Raw genomic sequence first — 17,493 nt, forward strand, 5'->3', positions numbered from 1 at the left:
CGCATGACCGGTGCCCTGTTCGCGCAGAGCCTGGTGCTCGGCGTCCTCCTGGGCGGGCTGTACGCCCTCCTGGCCGCGGGCCTGACGCTGTACTTCGGCGTCATGCGGGTGGTCATGATCGCGCACTCCGCGTTCCTGATCCTCGCGGCGTACCTCGCCTGGTTCTTCCACGAGCGCACGGGGATCGACCCGCTGCTGTCCCTCGTGGTCACCGTGCCGCTGTTCTTCGTGGTCGGGTACGGGATGCAGCGGTTCCTCGTGTCGCGACTGCGGCCCATCAGCCTGACCACCATGTCGGTGCTGCTGACGTTCGCCATCGCGCTGGTGATCGAGGGCATGCTCGGGTTCGTCTGGACCGGCACGCAGCGCAAGATCCAGCTCGACTACTCGAGCGCGAGCATCGAGATCGGCGGCGTCAGCATCGCCGTCGTCAAGCTGATCGCGTTCGGGCTGGCCGCCGCGTCGCTCGGGGCGCTCTACCTGGTCCTGCGCAAGACCTCGTTCGGCCGGGCCCTGCGCGCCACCACCCAGCACCCGGAGGCCGCCCGGCTGGTGGGCATCAACACCGACCGCGTGGCCGGGCTCGGCTTCGGGCTGGGCCTGGCCACCGCCGCCGTCGGCGGGACGGCGCTCGCACTGGACTACACGATCTACCCGTCGCTGCACTGGCACTGGATCGGGCCGCTCATGGCGATCATCGTCGTCGGCGGGCTGGGCAGCATCCCCGGGGCCGCGATCGCGGCCCTCCTGCTCGGCATCGCCGCGAGCCTGCTCCAGGTGCCGCTCGGCACCACCTGGGCGCAGACCGTGTTCTACCTGGCCCTGTTCGTGACGCTCATGATCCGCCCGCAGGGATTCTTCGGAGGTCGTCTTGCGCAACGCTTCTGAACAACCCGCTGCGCGGCCGACGGCGGCGGCGTCCCCCGCCCGTACCGGCGGCTGGACGGCGGCACGCGTGGCCCGCATCGCCGCCCTGCTCGCGCTCGCCGCGGTCGTGCTGCTGTTCCCCAGCCTCGCACCCGACCCGTTCATCCTGTCCGTCGGCGTGGTGATCATGAGCTACGCCGTGCTGGCCACCTCCTGGAACCTGGTCGGCGGGTTCACGGGGTACATCTCGCTGGGCCACGCGGCCTACTCGGGGCTCGGCGGGTACGCGACGGCGCTGCTCGTCCTGCGCACCGGGATGGACCCGTGGCTCGCGCTCGTGGCGGGCGCCCTCGTCGTGGCCGTGATCGCCGTGCCGGTGGGCATCGCGTCGCTGCGGGTGCGCGGCGCGTCGTTCGTCATCGTGTCCATAGCGCTGGTGCTGATCCTGCAGCTCACGTTCCAGAGCTGGCACACGTTCACGGGCGGCTCGGACGGGCTGCGCGTGCCGCGGCCGTTCGGCACCGAGGTGCTGCGGCCCGAGCAGCACGAGCGGTTCTTCTACCTGCACGCCGTGCTCCTGGCGCTGGCCCTGCTGACCTGGTGGCTGATCGAGCGCTCGCGGCTCGGCGCCGGGCTCAAGGCCATCCGCGAGGACGAGGACAAGGCTCAGGCCCTCGGCGTGCCCACCTTCGCCTACAAGCTGACCGCGCTCGTGGTGAGCGCGTTCTTCACCGCGCTGGGCGGCGGCCTGTACGCGCTGTGGTTCGGCTACCTCGACCCGATCTTCCAGTTCTCGATCCTCGTGGGCACCTACATGGTGCTCATGTCGCTGCTCGGCGGGGTGCGCAGCCTGTTCGGGCCGCTGCTGGGCGCCGTCGTCGTCGGGTACGCCGTGGAGGTGTTCAAGTCGCAGTACGGCGACACGCAGTTCCACCTGGTGGCGACCGGCCTCCTGCTCGGCCTGGTCGTCCTGTTCATGCCGGACGGCGTGCTGCCCGCCCTGACCTCGCTGGTGAACCGGCGCCGCCAGGCGGCGTCGATCCGCGAGGTGACGGCGGAGGAGCTGGCCAGGCAGCGCGAGGAGGCGACCCCATGAGCACACCGACCGGCACCCGGAGCTCGCTGACCACCGAGGGCCTGACCAAGTCGTTCGGCGGCGTGCGCGCGGTCGACGGCGCCACGGTCGCTTTCCACGACGGCGAGATCAACGCCCTCATCGGCCCCAACGGATCCGGCAAGACCACCTTCTTCAACTGCGTGACCGGCATGATCCGGCCCGACGCCGGCACGGTGGCCTACCGCGGCCGGGACGTGACCGGGCTGGCGCCGCACCGGATCGCCCGGTCCGGCATCGGCCGCAGCTTCCAGCTCTGCCGCGTCTTCCCCCGGCTCACCGTGCTGGAGAACGTGCTGGTCGCGGTGCAGCCGCACGGGCTGCTGCAGCGGCTGCGCGGCATGCGCAACCCGGCCGACGTCGGCCGCGCGCGCGAGCTGCTGACCCGCGTCGGCATCGACCACCTGGAGCACGCCGAGGCGCGCGACATCTCCTACGGCCAGCAGAAGCTCCTGGAGCTGGCAGGCGTGCTCATGGGCGACCCCGACACGATCATGCTCGACGAGCCGGCCGGCGGCGTGAACCCCGCGCTGGTGGACCGCATCGCCGACCTCGTGCGCGAGCTCAACGCCGAGGGCCGCACCTTCATCATCGTGGAGCACAACATGGAGCTGGTCATGGGCCTGAGCGACCACGTGGTGGTGTTCGACCGGGGCCGGCCGATCGCGCAGGGCGCCCCCGCCGTCGTGCAGGACGACCCGCTGGTGCTGGAGGCATACCTTGGCGTCTGAACTCGCACCCGGGCCGGGCCCCGGGCCGGCGGCCGAACCCCTCCTGAGGCTCACGGACGTGCAGGCCGGCTACGGCCGCGCCGCGCTCGTGCTGCGCGGGCTGTCCGTGACCGTCGCGCCGTCCAGCGTGGTCTGCCTCGTGGGGCCGAACGGCGCGGGCAAGTCGACGGTGCTCAAGGTCGCCAGCGGCCTGCTCAAGCCCCGCTCGGGCCAGGTCGTGGTCGACGGCGAGGACGTCACCGGGCGTACCCCGCAGCAGCTCCTGGCCGCCGGGCTGTCCCACGTGCCGCAGGGGCACAGCGTGTTCCCCGAGATGACGGTGGCCGAGAACGTGCTGCTCGGCGCCTACACCGTGCGCGACCGCACGGAGATCGCGGCCCGCACGGACTTCGTGACGGAGCTGTTCCCGCTGGTCGGCGAGCGCTGGACGGCGCTGGCCGGCGCGCTGTCGGGCGGCCAGCAGAAGCAGGTCGAGTTCGCCCGGTCCCTCATGGTGCGGCCCAAGGTGGTGCTCCTGGACGAGCCGTCGATGGGGCTGGACCCCAAGGCGACGGCCGTCGTCTTCGAGCAGGTGCAGCGCATGCGCGACGCCGGGACCGCGGTGCTGCTCGTCGAGCAGAACGCGCGGCGCGCCCTGGAGTCCGCCGACGTCGGCTGCGTGCTGGACCTGGGCCGCGTGCACATCACCGGCCCGGCCCCCGACCTGCTGGCCGACCCCCGGCTGGCCCAGCTCTACCTCGGCGGCCGCCCGAAGGAGGTGCCGAACCCCTGACTCCCTGCGTCGTGGGTGCGGTCGCCGCCGTCGCGGGCGTGACCGCCGTTCCCGCGCCGGGCACGTAGGCGCGACGCCAGCGCCCGCAACGAGAACCAGTGGCTGTTCAAAGGAGAACTGTCATGTCGCTCAGGACCACGCTCGGAAAGTCGCTCGGCGGTGCGGGGCAGGTCGTGCTCGGCCTCGCCATCCTGGCCGCACTGCTGGCCGGCCTGCACCTCGCACCGGCGACGCGCGGCGCGCCGTCGTCCGGCGGAGGGGCTGACGCGGCGGGCCAGGCCGCCTCGGCGGACCAGACCGGCGGCGCCGCCGGCCGCGGCACCTCGCCCTACCAGGACAAGCTGGCCGACTACGGCGTCTGCCGGGGCCCGGATCCGGCCTGCTACAACGACTGGGACCTCGCGCGCACGAACGACGGCGAGGTGCGCGTGCTCGTGTTCACGGCCACCGGCGTCTCGCGGCACGCCCACCTCGGGCCGCTGCTGCCCGCCGGGATGAACCCGCCGCTCACCGACGCGCACCTCGCGCAGAACGCCATGCTCCGCTGGGGCCAGGAGTACGGGTTCGACGTGGACTGGACCGAGGACGTGCGCCAGCTCGACGCCCCGGCCAGGCTCGCGCCGTACGATGCCGTCGTCTTCCTCAGCAACTCGCGCACCATGCTCGACGACGCGGCCCAGACGGCCCTGCTGCAGTACGTGCGGTCGGGCGGCGGCTTCGTCGCGATCCACAACACGCTCGGCGCGATGTACCACTGGCCGTGGTTCCAGGGGCTGCTGGGCGGGACCAACTTCTACGACCACGGCCCACACCGCGACGGGCAGGTCGTCACGGTGGACCGGCGCGACGCCTCGACCAGGGACCTGCCGCGGCGGTGGGACTTCCGCGACGAGTGGTACAACCTCGAGCCGTTCCCGTCCGGCGTGCGGGTGCTGGCCGAGGTGGACACCGGCACGATCGGCGACCACGCCGGGTTCAACGGGCACCCGGGGCACGCCGGGAACCACCCGGTCTCGTGGTGCCAGTACTACGACGGCGGCCGCGCGTGGGTCACCTCGCTCGGCCACGACCCGGCGGCCTGGACCGAGGGCTCGACGCTCGTGGGCGCCGAGTCGTTCGAGACGCACGTGGTGGGCGGGATCCTCAGCGCGGCCGGCGCGCGGCCGTTCTGCCGGTGACGGTGCCGACGGCGCGCGGCCGGGCCCGGCGCTGAGGTCGGCCCGGGCCCGGGCTCCACACGAACTCCGTAATGACGACGACGACATCTGGAGGACGCACCATGAGCACAAGACGATGGCGGTCGGTGGTCGCGGCGGTGGCGATCACGGCGGCCGCGCTGACCCCGCTGACCGCTGCGACGATGACGGCGGCGGCCGACCCGGGCCCGATCGTCGACCCGGCGCCGGAGGAGATCCAGTCCACGCTGGGCCTGGTCCTGGAGGAATACGCCCAGTTCCCGAAGACCGAGCCCATCCCGGCGCCCACCGACCGCCGGCTGATGCGGCACGCCCGCATCAACGGCATCGGCGAGCTGCCCGACGGCTCGGGCCGCATGTATGTGCCGGACCTCAACGGCCCGCTGTACTTCGTCGAGGACGGCGAGCCGCAGGTCTACCTGGACGTCGCGGCCCGGTTCGCCCCCGAGTTCTTCTCGGGACGCGGCATGGGCAGCGGGTTCGGGTTCGCGGCGTTCCACCCGGACTTCGCGGACAACGGCACGTTCTACACGGTGCACAGCGAGCGCCCCGGCAACGCCGGGCCGCCGCCGGACCCCACCACCTATCCGCCACAGACCCCGACGTTCCTGCACGCCGTGGTGACGGAGTGGGTGGCGGACGACCCGTCGGCTGACGTGTTCTCCGGGACGAGCCGCGAGGTGATGCGGCTCGGCTTCGGCGGCCAGGTCCACGCGATCCAGCAGATCGACTTCAACCCGACGGCGCGTCCGGGGGACGAGGACTACGGCCTGCTCTACCTCGCCGTCGGCGACGGCGGGCAGGGCGTCGGCACCGGCGTCCCGCAGGACATGGGCACGCCGGCGGGCAAGATCCTGCGCATCGACCCGGCGGGCACCAACGGTCCGGGCGGGGCGTACGGCATCCCGGCGTCGAACCCGTTCGTGGACACGCCGGGCGCGCTGGGCGAGATCTACGCCGTCGGCATGCGCGACCCGCACCGGTTCAGCTGGGACCAGAGGACCGACCGCATGTTCCTCGGGCACATCGGCGAGCACGCGATCGAGGCCGTGTACGACGTGCAGGCAGGGGACAACTTCGGCTGGGGCGACCGGGAGGGCAGGTACGTCTTCGACCCGGCCGACCGGTGCAACCTCTACCCGCTCCCGGAGAACGACGACGAGCTGGGCTTCACCTATCCCGTGGTGGCCTACGACCACGACCCGCCGCCCGGCTGGTCGTGCACGTCGGACAGCGGGTACGCGATCAGCGGCGGGTTCGTCTACCGCGGGCGCGACCTGCCGGCCTTGTACGGCAAGTACCTGTTCACCGACCTGGTCGAGGGGCGCGTGTACTACGCCAAGGAGTCGCAGATGCGCCGCGGCGGCCCCGAGGCGCAGATGTACGAGCTGGCGCTCTACGACACCGACGGCACCCGCAAGCGGATGCCCGACTTCACGGGCGACGAGCGGGCCGACCTGCGGATGGGCCGCGACCGCTCGGGCGACCTGTACCTGGTGGCCAAGGCGAACGGGAAGATCTGGAAGGTGGTCGACACGAAGTACGCCCCGGTGCCGCAGGACGTGCCCCGCTCGATGCAGGGCAACTCGGTGGGCTTCTACGACTTCGAGCACCCGTTCCAGCAGGACGGCGCGGTGGAGGTCGACCGCGGCGCGTCCCGCACCTACATCAACCTGGTCAACGGCGGCGAGCAGATGCGGGTGGCGGACGGCGCCTACCCGGGCAGCAACAACTCGATCCAGCTCGGCCAGGTGAACCCGCTGGCCGCGGGCAACGACGACTGGAAGGCGGGCGTGTACAAGCCCGAAGGAGTGAGCACCCTGTCCGCCTTCAGCGGGGTGGACGGCATCACCGTGATGGGCTGGGTCAAGCTGACCGGCCAGAACCCGAGCCCGAACACCACGACGCCCGCTCCGGACGACGTCTACAACGCCGTCGGCCTGGCGGGCGTGCTCAGCGGTGACTCCGACGGGCACGGCGTCCGCGCCCTGCTGGAGGTGATCGAGGTGGACGGCGAGCTGCGGCTGGTCGCCCTGGGCCGGCGGGTCGACGGCGGCGCGTCGCAGACCTTCGCCGCGCACGAGGACTGGCGCACCCTGCTGCCGCAGGACGAGTGGGTGCACCTGGCCGCGACCTTCGACTACACGACCGGGAAGATGGCCCTGTACCGCAACGGCGAGCGGGTGCCCGGCTTCTACGTGGTCGACGGCGACCCGTGGCAGGTGGACGGCTCCGGCACGTCGGCCACCACGCCCCGGGGCATCAAGATCGGCGGCAGCTTCCCGCAGGACACCGCCGAGCGGAACCCCTGCAACTGCCGCATGGACACGATCCAGCTCCTCGACCGGGCGGTCACGGCACGGGAGGTGGCGCAGCAGTACCGGCTGATGACGCGGTGACCCCGGTGCCGGCACCGGCCAGGGCCTCGCGTTCGGCAGTTGGCACCGAGATCGGCACAGGCCTGTGCCGATCTCGGTGCCAACTGCCGAACTGAACGGGCACGCGGGAGTACCGGCTGATGACGCGGTAGTCGGGTAGGGCGCTCGCCCGGCTCGGCGCCGGCGGGCGTGACTCCGGCTGGGCGCAGTGCCGACTGGGCGGGGCAGTGGCCGCGGTGCTGGCCGGGCGGTGGTAAGAGTCCGCTTCGACCACGCGATTGCGCATGCTTGCGGGTCCAACCGCATGCGCAATCACGTGGTCGAGGCGGACCTTCTCATGCCGGTACGTCGACGACGCCGGGACCGGGCACCGTGGTCACCGCCTCGGCCGCGAGCTCCCGCCCGTCGTCGGTCAGGAAGGCGAGCCGCACGGGCGCCTGCGTGGCCTCCTCCACGTACGTGACCGAGGGCCCGAACCCGGACGGCCGGTGCACGTCCCCCCACGCGACGAACGCCGCCAGGACGGTCTTGAGCTCGGCTCCCGCCGCGGTGAGCACGTACTCGTCGCGCTGCCGCTGACCCTGGTCGCGATAGGGCCTGCGCTCCAGGACGCCGCCGTCGACCAGGGTCTCCAGCCGGGCCGTGAGCACATCGGGGGCGATGCCGAGCCGCGCGCGGAAGTCGGCGAACCGGGTCACGCCGAAGAAGGCCTCGCGGACGACCAGCAGCGTCCACTTCTCCCCCAGCACCTCCAGGCTCCTGGCCACGGAGCAGCGGGCGTTGCGTTCGCGCGGTGTTGTGCTCATGCCCACATCCTACGAGGCTGGGTTGTCAGTTCCAATCCAGATGCTAAGTTGGTTATCCGTACTCAGGTGGTCACGCCGTGACCCCGTGTCCCGTACGGATGAGAGCGAGCAACCCCCATGACCACCCTCCGCGATGCCGTCGTCCTGATCACCGGCGCGAACGGCGGCCTCGGCCGCGCGTTCGTGGCCGAGGCCCTCCAGCGGGGCGCCGCGTCGGTCTACGCCACGGCCCGCACGCCCCGGGAGTGGACCGACCCGCGCGTCGTGCCGCTGCCGCTGGACATCAGCTCGGCCGAGTCGATCGCCGCGGCGGCCGAGCGCGCCGCCGACACGACGGTCCTGATCAACAACGCCGGCATCTCCGACGGCGGACGGCCCGTGCTGGCCACGCCGCTCGACGACGTCCGCTCGGTGTTCGAGACCAACGTGTTCGCCCAGCTCGCGGTGACCCAGGCATTCGCCCCCGTGCTCGCCCGGAACGACGGCGGGGCCATCGTCAACATCCACTCGGCCCTGAGCTGGCTCGCCCTCGGCACCTACTCGGCCACGAAGGCGGCGTTCTGGTCGTTCAGCAACGCGCTGCGCGTGGAGCTGCTGGAGCAGGGCACGCAGGTGCTCGGAGCGCACCTCGGCTACACCGACACGCCCATGATCGCCCGCCTCGACGTGCCCAAGGAGGACCCGCGCGACATCGTGGCGGCGATCTACGACGGGCTGGAGGCCGGCGAGCCGGAGGTGCTCGCCGACGACACGAGCCGCCAGGTCAAGCAGGCACTGTCCGGCCCCCTCTCGGCCCTCTACCCGCAACTCGAGGCCACTCGCTGACCGAGCCGGTCGTCGTCAGGTCCGCTTCGAGAACGGTCTTGCGCATGCCCCTGGGCTTGAGCCCATGCTCAAGACCATTCTCGAAGCGGACTCGCTGACTTATCGCCCGTGTATCGAGAAACGTAGACGCCCTGGCAACAGCGTCCTCGCTGGGCTGGGGGTATGCCTCGACACGAGTACGCCCAGCCCCCGGCCGCCGTCCGCCCGCCCGCCCAGCCCCCCGCCGCCCGTCCGCCCTCCTATCCCCCGTCCTACCCACCCGCCCGGCACGCCGGTCCTCGCCCCGGCTCCCCGCACGGCCCCCGCACCAGCTCCCCCACCGGCCGCCGCACCGGTCCCCGCCAAGGCCGACATCCCGTGACGTTCGGCATCGTCGCGGCCGCCGTCACGTTGACCGTCCTCTTCGGCGTCTGGCCCCTGCTCGACCGCGCCGACTCACCTGTGGTGCAGGCCGTCGACGACGTCCGCGACCTTGCGCAGGACGTCGCGGTCGAGCCGGAGCCGGCCGACTCCGGCTCGACCGGCGTGGCCGGTGGCGACATCCCCGGCGGCAGGGCGAACCTCGACGACGACCTCCCAGCCATCACGCAGCTCGACCCCGCGCTCGCAGCGGCGGTCCGGGCCGCCGCCGACGACGCGGCGGCCCAGGGCATCGACCTCTGGATCACGAGCGGGTGGCGCAGCCCCGCCTTCCAGCAGCACCTGCTCGACGAGGCGGTCCAGGAGTACGGCAGCCTAGACGAGGCGCGGCGCTGGGTCAGCACGCCCGAGCTGTCCGCGCACGTCAGCGGCGACGCCGTCGACGTCGGACCGACCGAGGCCGACTACTGGCTCATCCGGTACGGCGCCGACTACGGCCTGTGCCAGGTGTACGCCAACGAGATCTGGCACTTCGAGCTGCTGACCGAACCCGGCGGCACGTGCCCCGCCCTGCTGGAGGACAGCTCGGCGGGTGCGGGCACCGCCGGGCGGCCCCTGAGCCGGTAGGGCCGGCGGGGCTCTCGACCGCGTCGTCAGGCAAGCAGGGCGTCCAGCAAACGGGTCGTCAGGAACCCGGCTCGTCACCCACGGAAGGCAAGAGCTGGCCCGCGAGCGAGCGGGCCGTCGCCGCCAGCGTCTCGACCTCCACCCCGCTGCGCCCCATGAACGTCAGCCCCTGCTGCGCGGCGAGCAGCGCGCGGGCCGTGCCGACCGGGTCGGCGGACGCCGGCAGGTCGCCCTCGGCCTGTGCCCGCGCCGCGCACTCGGCCAGGACCGCCGTCGTCCCCTCGTACGCCTGCCGGGCCACGGCCGCGACGACGGGGTCGGCGGACGCCAGCTCGGTGGTGCTGTTCGCCAGCAGGCAGCCGCGCCGGGCGGACACACCGTCCGGGTCGCCCACCGGCGTCATCAGGAAGGACCGGAGCGCGTCGACGGCGCGCGGCGCGGAGTCCACGGACCGGCGCAGCCCGCGGTCGAGCGACGCCACGTAGCGGCGCAGCACCCGGAGGAAGAGCTCGTGCTTGTCCCCGAAGGCGGCGTAGAGGCTGCCCTTGCCCAGGCCGCTGACCCGCATGAGGTCCTGGAGCGAGGTGGCGGCATAGCCCGCGTCCCAGAACTGGTCGCAGACCACCCGGCCGGCGCAAGCCGGAGCTCGACGCAGCGGCCGAGATGCTGGGCGACCGGGCCATCGCCGTCCAGAACGACGTCTCCGACCTGGACGACCTCGACCGGCTGTTCCAGCGGATCGCCGACGACGGGGCCCGGCTCGACGTCCTCTTCGCGAACGCCGGCGGCGGCGAGGCGCTCCAGCCCCTGGACTCCCTCACCCCGGAGCGCTTCGACCACGCCTTCGGGATCAACGTGCGCGGCACCGTCTTCACGGTCCAGAAGGCGCTCCCGCTGCTCAACGACGGCGGCAGCATCGTGCTCACGGGTTCCAGCTCGGCGAGCCGTGGCGTGCCCGGCTTCGGCGTGTACTCCGCCACGAAGGCCACCCTGAGCCAGTTCGGCCGGGTCTGGGCGGCCGAGCTCGCGCCCCGCCGCCTGCGCGTCAACACGGTGGTGCCGGGACCCACGGACACCCCAGGGCTCCGCGGCCTCGCCGGTGACCCGAGCGAGGTCGCCGAGATGCTCGACGGCCTGGCCAGGAGCACGCCCCTGAACCGGCTCGCCGACCCCGCCGAGATCGCCAACGCCGTGCTCTTCCTGGCCTCCGACCAGTCGAGCTTCATGACGGGCAGCGAGCTCTTCGTCGACGGCGGGGAGGTGCAGGTCTACCCCTGACCCGAGCCGCCCCCGGCCCCGGCCAGGACCGGGAACGGTCAGGTCGGCCGGACGCTCGCGCTCACCACCCGCGCCGTCAGGCAGGTCCAGCCGCCCACGTAGATGCGGTCGCCGTCGGCCAGCCAGCGGCGCTCCCCGGGGCGCAGGGGCTCGGTGGGCAGGGCGTCGCCGCGTGCGGCGACGTAGGTGCCGTTGGCCGACCCGAGGTCGACGACGCTCCAGCCGCCCTCCAGCCAGGCGAGCTCGCAGTGCCTGCGCGACACGCCGGTGTCCTCGCAGACGATGTCGGGTACCACGCCGCGGCTGCGCGACGCCCGGCCGACCACGAGCCGCTCGCCGGTCAGCGGCACCACGGTGGTGGTCGTGCCGGACGGCGTCAGGCGGTCCTCCGGGGCCTGGTCGGCGGACCACTCGTAGTCCGAGCTGACCTCGACGGCCCACGCCGTCGGCGGGTTGTCCGCCCGCGTGCCCTGCCGCACAGTCGGGAGCACCACCTTCGGCATGGTGATGGAGTCGTCCATCCGGGCCGACGACGCGCCGATCCGGACGCCCAGCAGGGGGACGTGCTCCTGGACCACGTGCGGGTGCGCGGCCAGCATCCGCGCCAGGACCAGGGCGCCGTCGAGCGGCAGGCCCGCGCTGGGCTGCACGCGCACGTCGTCCCGCTTCTCCATGAGGTGCCGGATCACCATCGACCGGAACATCGGCGCGTGCATCAGGAGCTTGCCGGTAGTGACCGCCAGCGGCTCGACGCCGGGATGGCTCAGCACCGCGCACAGCCCGTCGGCCAGGGACCTGGCCGCCTCGTCGAGGATCTCCCGGCACGCCAGGTCCCCGTAGTCCGCCGCCTGGATGACCTGCGGCGCGAAGCCCGCGAACAGCGACACGTCGTTGACCGCCGTCCACCGCTCGCGCCGGCCGAAGTGCTGCTCGGCGGCCCGGACCAGGCCCGGCGACGCGCCCATGCGCCGGCCGTCCATGGACCGCGCGGCCGCGTCCAGACCGCGCCTGCCGATCCAGGCGCCCCCGCCGTTGTCCCCCACGTGCGGTCCCATCCCGTCGGCGAGATGCCACCTGCCGACGTCGTCGCACGCCACCGCAACCGCGCCCGTGCCGACGGCGAGCGTGGCGCCCGGCCCGGAGCCGACGGCGCCCAGGTGCGCGGTGACGGCGTCGCTCGCGACGGCGGTCGAGCCGGTGCGCAGCTCTTCGGCGAGGATGTCGTGCACGCGGTTGGGGTCGAGCGTCCCTGCCTGCGTCATGGACCGGAACCCGCGCATCCCGACGGCAGCCGCCGCCACCCGGGGCCGCCCGCCGAACTGGGCGGCGAAGCCGCGGCACAGGTCACGCACCACCTCGGGCACGGTCGAGCGACCGTTGACCGTGGTCGCCGGCGGCCCCGTGACCTCGTACGACCTCCCCGAGTGCCCGATGGTGACCCGCAGGCGCGAACCCGTACCGCCGATGTCTACACCGGCTACCCCGGCGCTCATCTCCGATGCCCTTACCCCACCCTGCTGACCAGTCACTATCGGCACCGGGACATAGTGACGCCGGTTGCCCCGATCCGCACACGTCAGGCGTCATATGCGGTAGCGAGCGGGCCGGGGTCGGGACAGCCTGGTGGGGAGCGAGGAGGTGACCGCGTGCCACGTGCCGGAACGTCCCGGTCCGCACCCGCCCGCCCCGGCGCCGGTGAGTGGGTGCCCGCGAGCGCCGACGTCGCGAGCCTCGCCGAGGCCGTGCACGCCTGCCGGGGCTGCGAGCTGTGGGCGCCGGCGACCCAGGCGGTGTTCTCGTCCGGACCCGGCGACGCCGCGGTGGTGCTGGTCGGTGAGCAGCCCGGCGACCGCGAGGACCGGGAGGGTGAGCCGTTCGTGGGCCCGGCGGGGCGGGTCCTTGCCGACGCGCTGCATGCCGCCGGCCTGGACGCCGAGCAGGTGTACGTGACCAACGCGGTCAAGCACTTCCGGTTCACCGAGCGCGGCAAGCAGCGGCTGCACAAGAAGCCGGACGTCGCGCACATCCGGGCGTGCGTGCCGTGGCTGGAGGCGGAGCTGGCCGCGGTGCGGCCGCGCGTGGTGGTCGCGCTCGGGGCGACGGCGGCGCGCGCGGTGCTGGGCCGCGAGGTCCGGATCGGCGCCGAGCGCGGGCAGGTGCTCGACGGCGGCGCGTACGACGTGGTGATCACCACGCACCCGTCGGCGCTGCTGCGGCTGCGGGACCGGTCGGAGTTCGACGAGAAGTTCGGCGCCCTGGCCGCCGACCTGCGGACCGCCGCGGAGGCCGCGGGCTGACGCCGTCCGCCGGCGTTCTCCCGGGGAAGGGTAACGCTGCGTAGACGTTGTCCACGCAGTGTTACGCCGTCGGCCTCAGCCCGCCCTCTCCGTCACTCGTACCGCAGCGACGAGATCGGGTCCTGCCGCGCGGCCCGCAGCGCGGGCAGCGTGCCGGCGAGGAACGCGATGACCATGACGCCCAGCACGACGGTCGCGACCGACACCGGGTCGAACGCGACGAGCGTCAGCCCAGGGAGGTCGGCCAGCAGGTCCCCGGCCACGCCCGTGACGAGCTGGCCGACGCCGATCGCGCCGACCACGCCCAGGGCGCTGCCGAGCAGGCCGATGACCACCGCCTCGATGCTGAACAGCGAGAACACGCGCGGGCTCGACAGCCCCATCGCCTTCATGAGGCCCACCTCGCGGGTGCGCTCCTGGACCGCCATGAAGAGGGTGTTGACGATCCCGATGCCCGCCGCGATCAGGGCGATCACCGCGAACCCGTTGAGCACGAGCACTATCCCGTCGATGACGGAGGTGACCGTGCCGAGCGTGTCCTCGAGCGTGCTGGCGGTGTAGCCGGCGTCCTCCAGGCGGTCCTGCAGCGCCTGGGTGGACTCCTCGCCGGCGTCGGGGTCGAACCAGACGGAGGCCTGGGCGTACTGCGTGGCCTGCGACTCCGGCGCGCCCTCGCTCTGCAGGTCGTAGAGCGTCTCGGTGAGCGTCTCGTTCGGGATGGCGCCGCCCATGGTGAGGATGCCGGGCTCGGCCACGCCGACGACCGTCGCCTCGGTGGTCACCTGGGTCCCGGTGCCGTCGGTGACGGCCAGCGTGACGGTCTGCCCGACGGCGTCGGCGGCGCTGCCCAGGCCCAGCGGCTCGACGTAGTCCTCCGGCAGCACGAGCTGTGCCTCGTCGGCGTCGAGGTCGACCTGCTCGCCGGACGCGAGCTCGACCGACATCCCGGGCACGAACTGGGACAGCGTGAGCTGGTACCTGGTCCCGTCGTCGTGCTGGACGTAGTCGGTCAGCACGTTCTTGTCGGGCCGGATGTCCAGCACCCCGTCGATGTCGGCGATGGTGTCGATGTCGTCCTCGGTCAGCGCCGTCGTCGTCATGCCGGGCGGGCCGTCGGTCTGGGTGATCTGGTTGGGGTCGTACTCGGTGGGGCCGCCGTCGGCGGGCGCCTCCTCGCTCGTCTTGGTCACGGTCATGACGTCCTCGACGCCGACCGAGGCCACCGTGTCGTCGATGTACTGGTTGATGCCGGTGCCCAGGCCGTTGGTCAGGGACAGCGTGAAGGCGCCGATGAAGATGGCCAGCACGGTCAGGGTGGTGCGCAGCCGGGACCGGAACGCGTTGCGGAACGCGGTCCCCACGACGTCGACGCCCCTCATGCCGCCACCCCCTCGCGCGCCGCGACCAGGCCGTCGCGCAGGTGGATGCTGCGGTCGCAGCGGGAGGCGAGCTCCTCGTCGTGCGTGACGACGACCAGGTTGATGCCCTGGCGCCGGTTGAGGTCGAAGAGGATGCCCTCCACGACGGCGCCCGTCGCGGAGTCCAGGTTCCCGGTCGGCTCGTCGGCGAAGATCACGCGCGGCTGGTTGATCAGCGCCCGCGCGATGACCACCCGCTGCTTCTGCCCGCCCGACAGGTCGTTGGCCTTGTTGCGCGCCTTGTCGTCCAGCTCGAGCTGGGCGAGGGCCGCCATCCCGCGGGCGTGGCGCGCCCGTCGGGGCACCCCGGCGATCTTCAGCGGGAGCGTCACGTTGTCCAGCACGCTGGACTGGGCGTTGAGGAAGAACTGCTGGAAGACGAAGCCGAACGTGCTGTTGCGTGTCTGGTTGAGCTGCTTGGCCGACAGCCGGGACGTGTCGGTCCCGTCCAGGGTGATGGTTCCCGCCGTCGGCCGGTCGAGCAGGGCGAGCAGGTGCATCAGGGTCGACTTGCCCGACCCGCTCTTGCCGACGACGGCGAGCGACTCGCCCTCGGCGATGTCCAGGTCCAGCCCCTTGAGCGCCTCGAAGGCGCTCGGGCCCGACCCGTAGGTCTTGCGCAGGTTGCTGACGGAGATCAGTGGGGATGCCACCTCGGCCGCCTCCCTCGTGGTACCGGAGATGTTGACGTGACCAACCCTCCGCGACTTTGCTCCCGAGCGAATCGTCCTGGCGATGACTCTTGTGTACCGCGCTCGTAGTACATCCGGATACCGCCCGGGCGGGACGCGCGGGGTGCAGCGTGTGCGGGATGCTTGGTACGGCGCGAACAGCTCCCGAACGGGACGCGGACAGGGGGCGAGATGCAACGAGTCGAGGACCTGCGGTTCGGCCCCGGGCGGCGCGTCCCCGCCTGGGCCGGCCACGTCGTGGCGACCGTCGCGGTGGTGGGCGCCAGCCCGCTCCCGGTCAGCGAGCACGGCGAACCCGACTGGCGGGCCGACGTCGCCGCGCTCGCGCTGGTCGCGGCCGCGCTGCTCCTCGTGCGCCGCCGCCTGCCCCGCACCACCGTGGCGACGACGGTGGGCCTGGCCTGGCTCAGCGTGCCGCTCGGACTGGTCAACCCGGGGGTCGTGCTGGCGGTGGCGGTCGCCGCGTTCACGGCGAGCGACCGGCTGCCGCGCCGGCAGTCCCTCTGGGTGGTCCTGCCCGCGGCGGTCCTGGTCGGGGCCGCTGGCGTCGTCGCCGTCGGCCGCGGGTTCGGGCAGTTCCTGCTCCTGGTCCTGCTCTTCGGCGCGCTCGGCGACCTGGTCCGGGTGCAGCGCGAGCAGTTCCGCGCCATCACCGAACGAGCCGAGCGCGCCGAGGCCACGCGCGAGGCCCTCGCCCACCAGCGCGTCGCGGAGGACCGGCTCGCGATCGCCCGCGACCTGCACGACGCGGTCGCGCACCAGATCGCCGTCATCAACCTGCACGCGGGGGTCGCGTCCTCCGCGCTGCGCGAGCGGCCGGACGACGCCGAGCACTCGCTCGCCGTCATCCGCGGCGCCTCGCGGACCGTGCTCGCGCAGATCGGCGACCTGCTGGCCACGCTGCGCGACCCCGGCTCGCCCGGCACCGGACCCGTCGGCCTCGCCCAGCTCGACGACATCCTGCGCGAGTTCCGCCGCCACGGCCTCGACGTGACGGTGCGGCGGCTCGGCGACGCGCGCGAGCTGCCCGCCGCCGTCGACGTCGTCGCCCTGCGCGTGATCCAGGAGGCGCTCACCAACGCCCACAAGCACGGCGGCGAGCACCGCGCGCACGTCGTGGTCGAGTACCTGCCCGGCAGCCTGCGCGTCACCGTCAGCAACCCGGTGCCCGCCGTCGTCGGGCCGACGGCGGACGGCGCGGGGGCCGGGTCCGTTCGCGGTGCCGGCGCCGCTGCCGGGGCCGGCGGCGGAGCCCGCTCCGACGACGCGGCCCGGGCCGACGGCGCAGCCCGGGCCGACGGTGGAGCCCGGCTTGACGGAGAGGCGGCCGGCCACGGCCTGGTCGGGGCGCGCGAGCGCGTGGAGTCGGTGCGCGGCACGCTCACGTACGGCCCGACCGGGACGGGCTTCTGGACGCTGGACGCGAACCTGCCGACGGGAGAGTTCCCATGATCTCCGTGCTCGTCGCCGACGACCAGGCGCTCATCCGCTCGGCGATCGCCGACCTCATCACGCACAGCGGCAACCTCACCATCGCGGGCGAGGCCGCCGACGGGCACGAGGCGATAGCCCTCGCGCGCGAGCGCCGCCCCGACCTGGTGCTGATGGACATCCGCATGCCGGGCCTGGACGGTATCGCCGCGACCCGCGAGATCTGCGCCGACCCGGACCTCGCGGCGGTCCGGGTGCTGGTGCTGACCACGTTCGAGGAGGACGAGTACATCGTGGCCGCCCTGCGCGCCGGGGCGAGCGGGTTCATCGGCAAGGGGGCGGAGCGCGACGAGATCGCCGCCGCGATCCGGGCGGTCCACCGAGGCGACGCGCTGCTGTCCCCCGTGGCCACCCGGACGCTCATCGACCGGTACGTGCGCTCGACCCGCCTGCGGACCAGCGAGCCGCCGCGGGAACTGCACGACCTGACCGAGCGGGAGTCCGAGGTGCTCGCCCTGGTGGGCACCGGGCGGTCCAACGGCGAGATCGCGGACCTGCTGTCCATCTCACCGCACACCGCCAAGACGCACGTCAACCGGATCATGACCAAGCTGAGCGCCCACGACCGCGCGCAGCTCGTGATCGCGGCGTACGAGAACGGGCTGGTCGAGCCGCGGGGGCGGTAGGGCACGGGCGTGTCG

At 73.0% G+C, this 17,493-nt stretch carries 17 protein-coding genes; 12 read left to right on the forward strand and 5 right to left on the reverse strand.

The features are described 5' to 3' along the window. Nucleotides 1-3: 3 nt before the first annotated feature. The 6 genes from AC0QU1_RS14130 to AC0QU1_RS14155 all read left to right on the forward strand — a co-directional run bounded on the left by AC0QU1_RS14130 (nt 4) and on the right by AC0QU1_RS14155 (nt 7,079). The gene (locus tag AC0QU1_RS14130; RefSeq protein WP_483570082.1) at nt 4-888 is read left to right on the forward strand and encodes a branched-chain amino acid ABC transporter permease; all 885 of its coding nucleotides are present in this window, start codon (nt 4-6) and stop codon (nt 886-888) included. Continuing rightward, entirely contained in the window at nt 872-1,963 is a 1,092-nt protein-coding gene (locus AC0QU1_RS14135) for a branched-chain amino acid ABC transporter permease (RefSeq protein WP_483570084.1), read from the forward strand. The genes AC0QU1_RS14130 and AC0QU1_RS14135 overlap by 17 nt, the downstream gene beginning before the upstream one ends. Then, nucleotides 1,960-2,712: an ABC transporter ATP-binding protein gene (locus AC0QU1_RS14140; RefSeq protein ID WP_483570086.1), complete on the forward strand. Its 753-nt coding sequence runs from the start codon at nt 1,960-1,962 to the stop codon at nt 2,710-2,712. The genes AC0QU1_RS14135 and AC0QU1_RS14140 overlap by 4 nt, the downstream gene beginning before the upstream one ends. Before the next feature lie 58 nt (nt 2,713-2,770). Then, complete coding sequence (locus AC0QU1_RS14145) at nt 2,771-3,484, forward strand: ABC transporter ATP-binding protein (protein WP_483570088.1); 714 nt, start codon at nt 2,771-2,773, stop codon at nt 3,482-3,484. 122 nt (nt 3,485-3,606) lie between these two features. After that, a complete protein-coding gene (locus AC0QU1_RS14150; RefSeq protein WP_483570090.1) occupies nt 3,607-4,662 on the forward strand; it encodes a ThuA domain-containing protein in 1,056 nt (351 codons plus the stop codon). A 101-nt stretch (nt 4,663-4,763) separates the two neighbouring features. Further along, nucleotides 4,764-7,079, forward strand: coding sequence for a PQQ-dependent sugar dehydrogenase (locus AC0QU1_RS14155; RefSeq protein ID WP_483570092.1), 2,316 nt, complete (start codon nt 4,764-4,766; stop codon nt 7,077-7,079). Nucleotides 7,080-7,393: 314 nt separating this feature from the next. On the opposite strand, the gene AC0QU1_RS14160 is transcribed toward AC0QU1_RS14155, so the two are convergent. Further along, complete coding sequence (locus tag AC0QU1_RS14160) at nt 7,394-7,864, reverse strand: winged helix-turn-helix transcriptional regulator (protein ID WP_483570094.1); 471 nt, start codon at nt 7,862-7,864, stop codon at nt 7,394-7,396. A gap of 117 nt (nt 7,865-7,981) precedes the next feature. Here AC0QU1_RS14160 and AC0QU1_RS14165 point away from each other — a divergent pair, with 117 nt between their 5' ends. Continuing rightward, the gene (locus tag AC0QU1_RS14165) at nt 7,982-8,689 is read left to right on the forward strand and encodes an SDR family oxidoreductase (protein WP_483570096.1); all 708 of its coding nucleotides are present in this window, start codon (nt 7,982-7,984) and stop codon (nt 8,687-8,689) included. Between the two features lie 357 nt (nt 8,690-9,046). Next, nucleotides 9,047-9,676, forward strand: a complete 630-nt coding sequence (locus AC0QU1_RS14170) for a M15 family metallopeptidase (RefSeq protein WP_483570098.1) — start codon at nt 9,047-9,049, stop codon at nt 9,674-9,676. Nucleotides 9,677-9,734: 58 nt separating this feature from the next. Here the strand turns inward: AC0QU1_RS14170 and AC0QU1_RS14175 are convergent, their stop codons facing one another. Continuing rightward, the gene (locus AC0QU1_RS14175; protein ID WP_483570100.1) at nt 9,735-10,301 is read right to left on the reverse strand and encodes a TetR/AcrR family transcriptional regulator; all 567 of its coding nucleotides are present in this window, start codon (nt 10,299-10,301) and stop codon (nt 9,735-9,737) included. A 38-nt stretch (nt 10,302-10,339) separates the two neighbouring features. On the opposite strand from AC0QU1_RS14175, the gene AC0QU1_RS14180 reads away from it, so the two are divergent. Beyond that, nucleotides 10,340-10,954: an SDR family NAD(P)-dependent oxidoreductase gene (locus tag AC0QU1_RS14180; RefSeq protein WP_483616218.1), complete on the forward strand. Its 615-nt coding sequence runs from the start codon at nt 10,340-10,342 to the stop codon at nt 10,952-10,954. A 38-nt stretch (nt 10,955-10,992) separates the two neighbouring features. On the opposite strand, the gene AC0QU1_RS14185 is transcribed toward AC0QU1_RS14180, so the two are convergent. Next, nucleotides 10,993-12,447 (reverse strand): BadF/BadG/BcrA/BcrD ATPase family protein, encoded by a 1,455-nt coding sequence (locus AC0QU1_RS14185; protein ID WP_483570102.1) that lies wholly within the window; start codon nt 12,445-12,447, stop codon nt 10,993-10,995. 153 nt (nt 12,448-12,600) lie between these two features. Between AC0QU1_RS14185 and AC0QU1_RS14190 the strand changes: the two genes are divergently transcribed. Further along, nucleotides 12,601-13,251, forward strand: a complete 651-nt coding sequence (locus tag AC0QU1_RS14190; RefSeq protein ID WP_483570104.1) for a UdgX family uracil-DNA binding protein — start codon at nt 12,601-12,603, stop codon at nt 13,249-13,251. A gap of 92 nt (nt 13,252-13,343) precedes the next feature. Here AC0QU1_RS14190 and AC0QU1_RS14195 read toward each other — a convergent pair whose 3' ends face one another. Together AC0QU1_RS14195 and AC0QU1_RS14200 are read right to left on the reverse strand one after the other, a co-directional pair. Further along, a complete protein-coding gene (locus AC0QU1_RS14195) occupies nt 13,344-14,630 on the reverse strand; it encodes an ABC transporter permease (protein WP_483570106.1) in 1,287 nt (428 codons plus the stop codon). Then, the gene (locus tag AC0QU1_RS14200; RefSeq protein WP_483570108.1) at nt 14,627-15,322 is read right to left on the reverse strand and encodes an ABC transporter ATP-binding protein; all 696 of its coding nucleotides are present in this window, start codon (nt 15,320-15,322) and stop codon (nt 14,627-14,629) included. The genes AC0QU1_RS14195 and AC0QU1_RS14200 overlap by 4 nt, the downstream gene beginning before the upstream one ends. Before the next feature lie 210 nt (nt 15,323-15,532). On the opposite strand from AC0QU1_RS14200, the gene AC0QU1_RS14205 reads away from it, so the two are divergent. Both AC0QU1_RS14205 and AC0QU1_RS14210 read left to right on the forward strand, forming a co-directional pair. Next, nucleotides 15,533-16,813, forward strand: coding sequence for a sensor histidine kinase (locus tag AC0QU1_RS14205; protein WP_483570110.1), 1,281 nt, complete (start codon nt 15,533-15,535; stop codon nt 16,811-16,813). Then, nucleotides 16,810-17,478, forward strand: coding sequence for a response regulator transcription factor (locus AC0QU1_RS14210; protein ID WP_483570112.1), 669 nt, complete (start codon nt 16,810-16,812; stop codon nt 17,476-17,478). The genes AC0QU1_RS14205 and AC0QU1_RS14210 overlap by 4 nt, the downstream gene beginning before the upstream one ends. Nucleotides 17,479-17,493 lie beyond the last annotated feature (15 nt).

This window comes from Promicromonospora noduliphila, assembly GCF_056951025.1.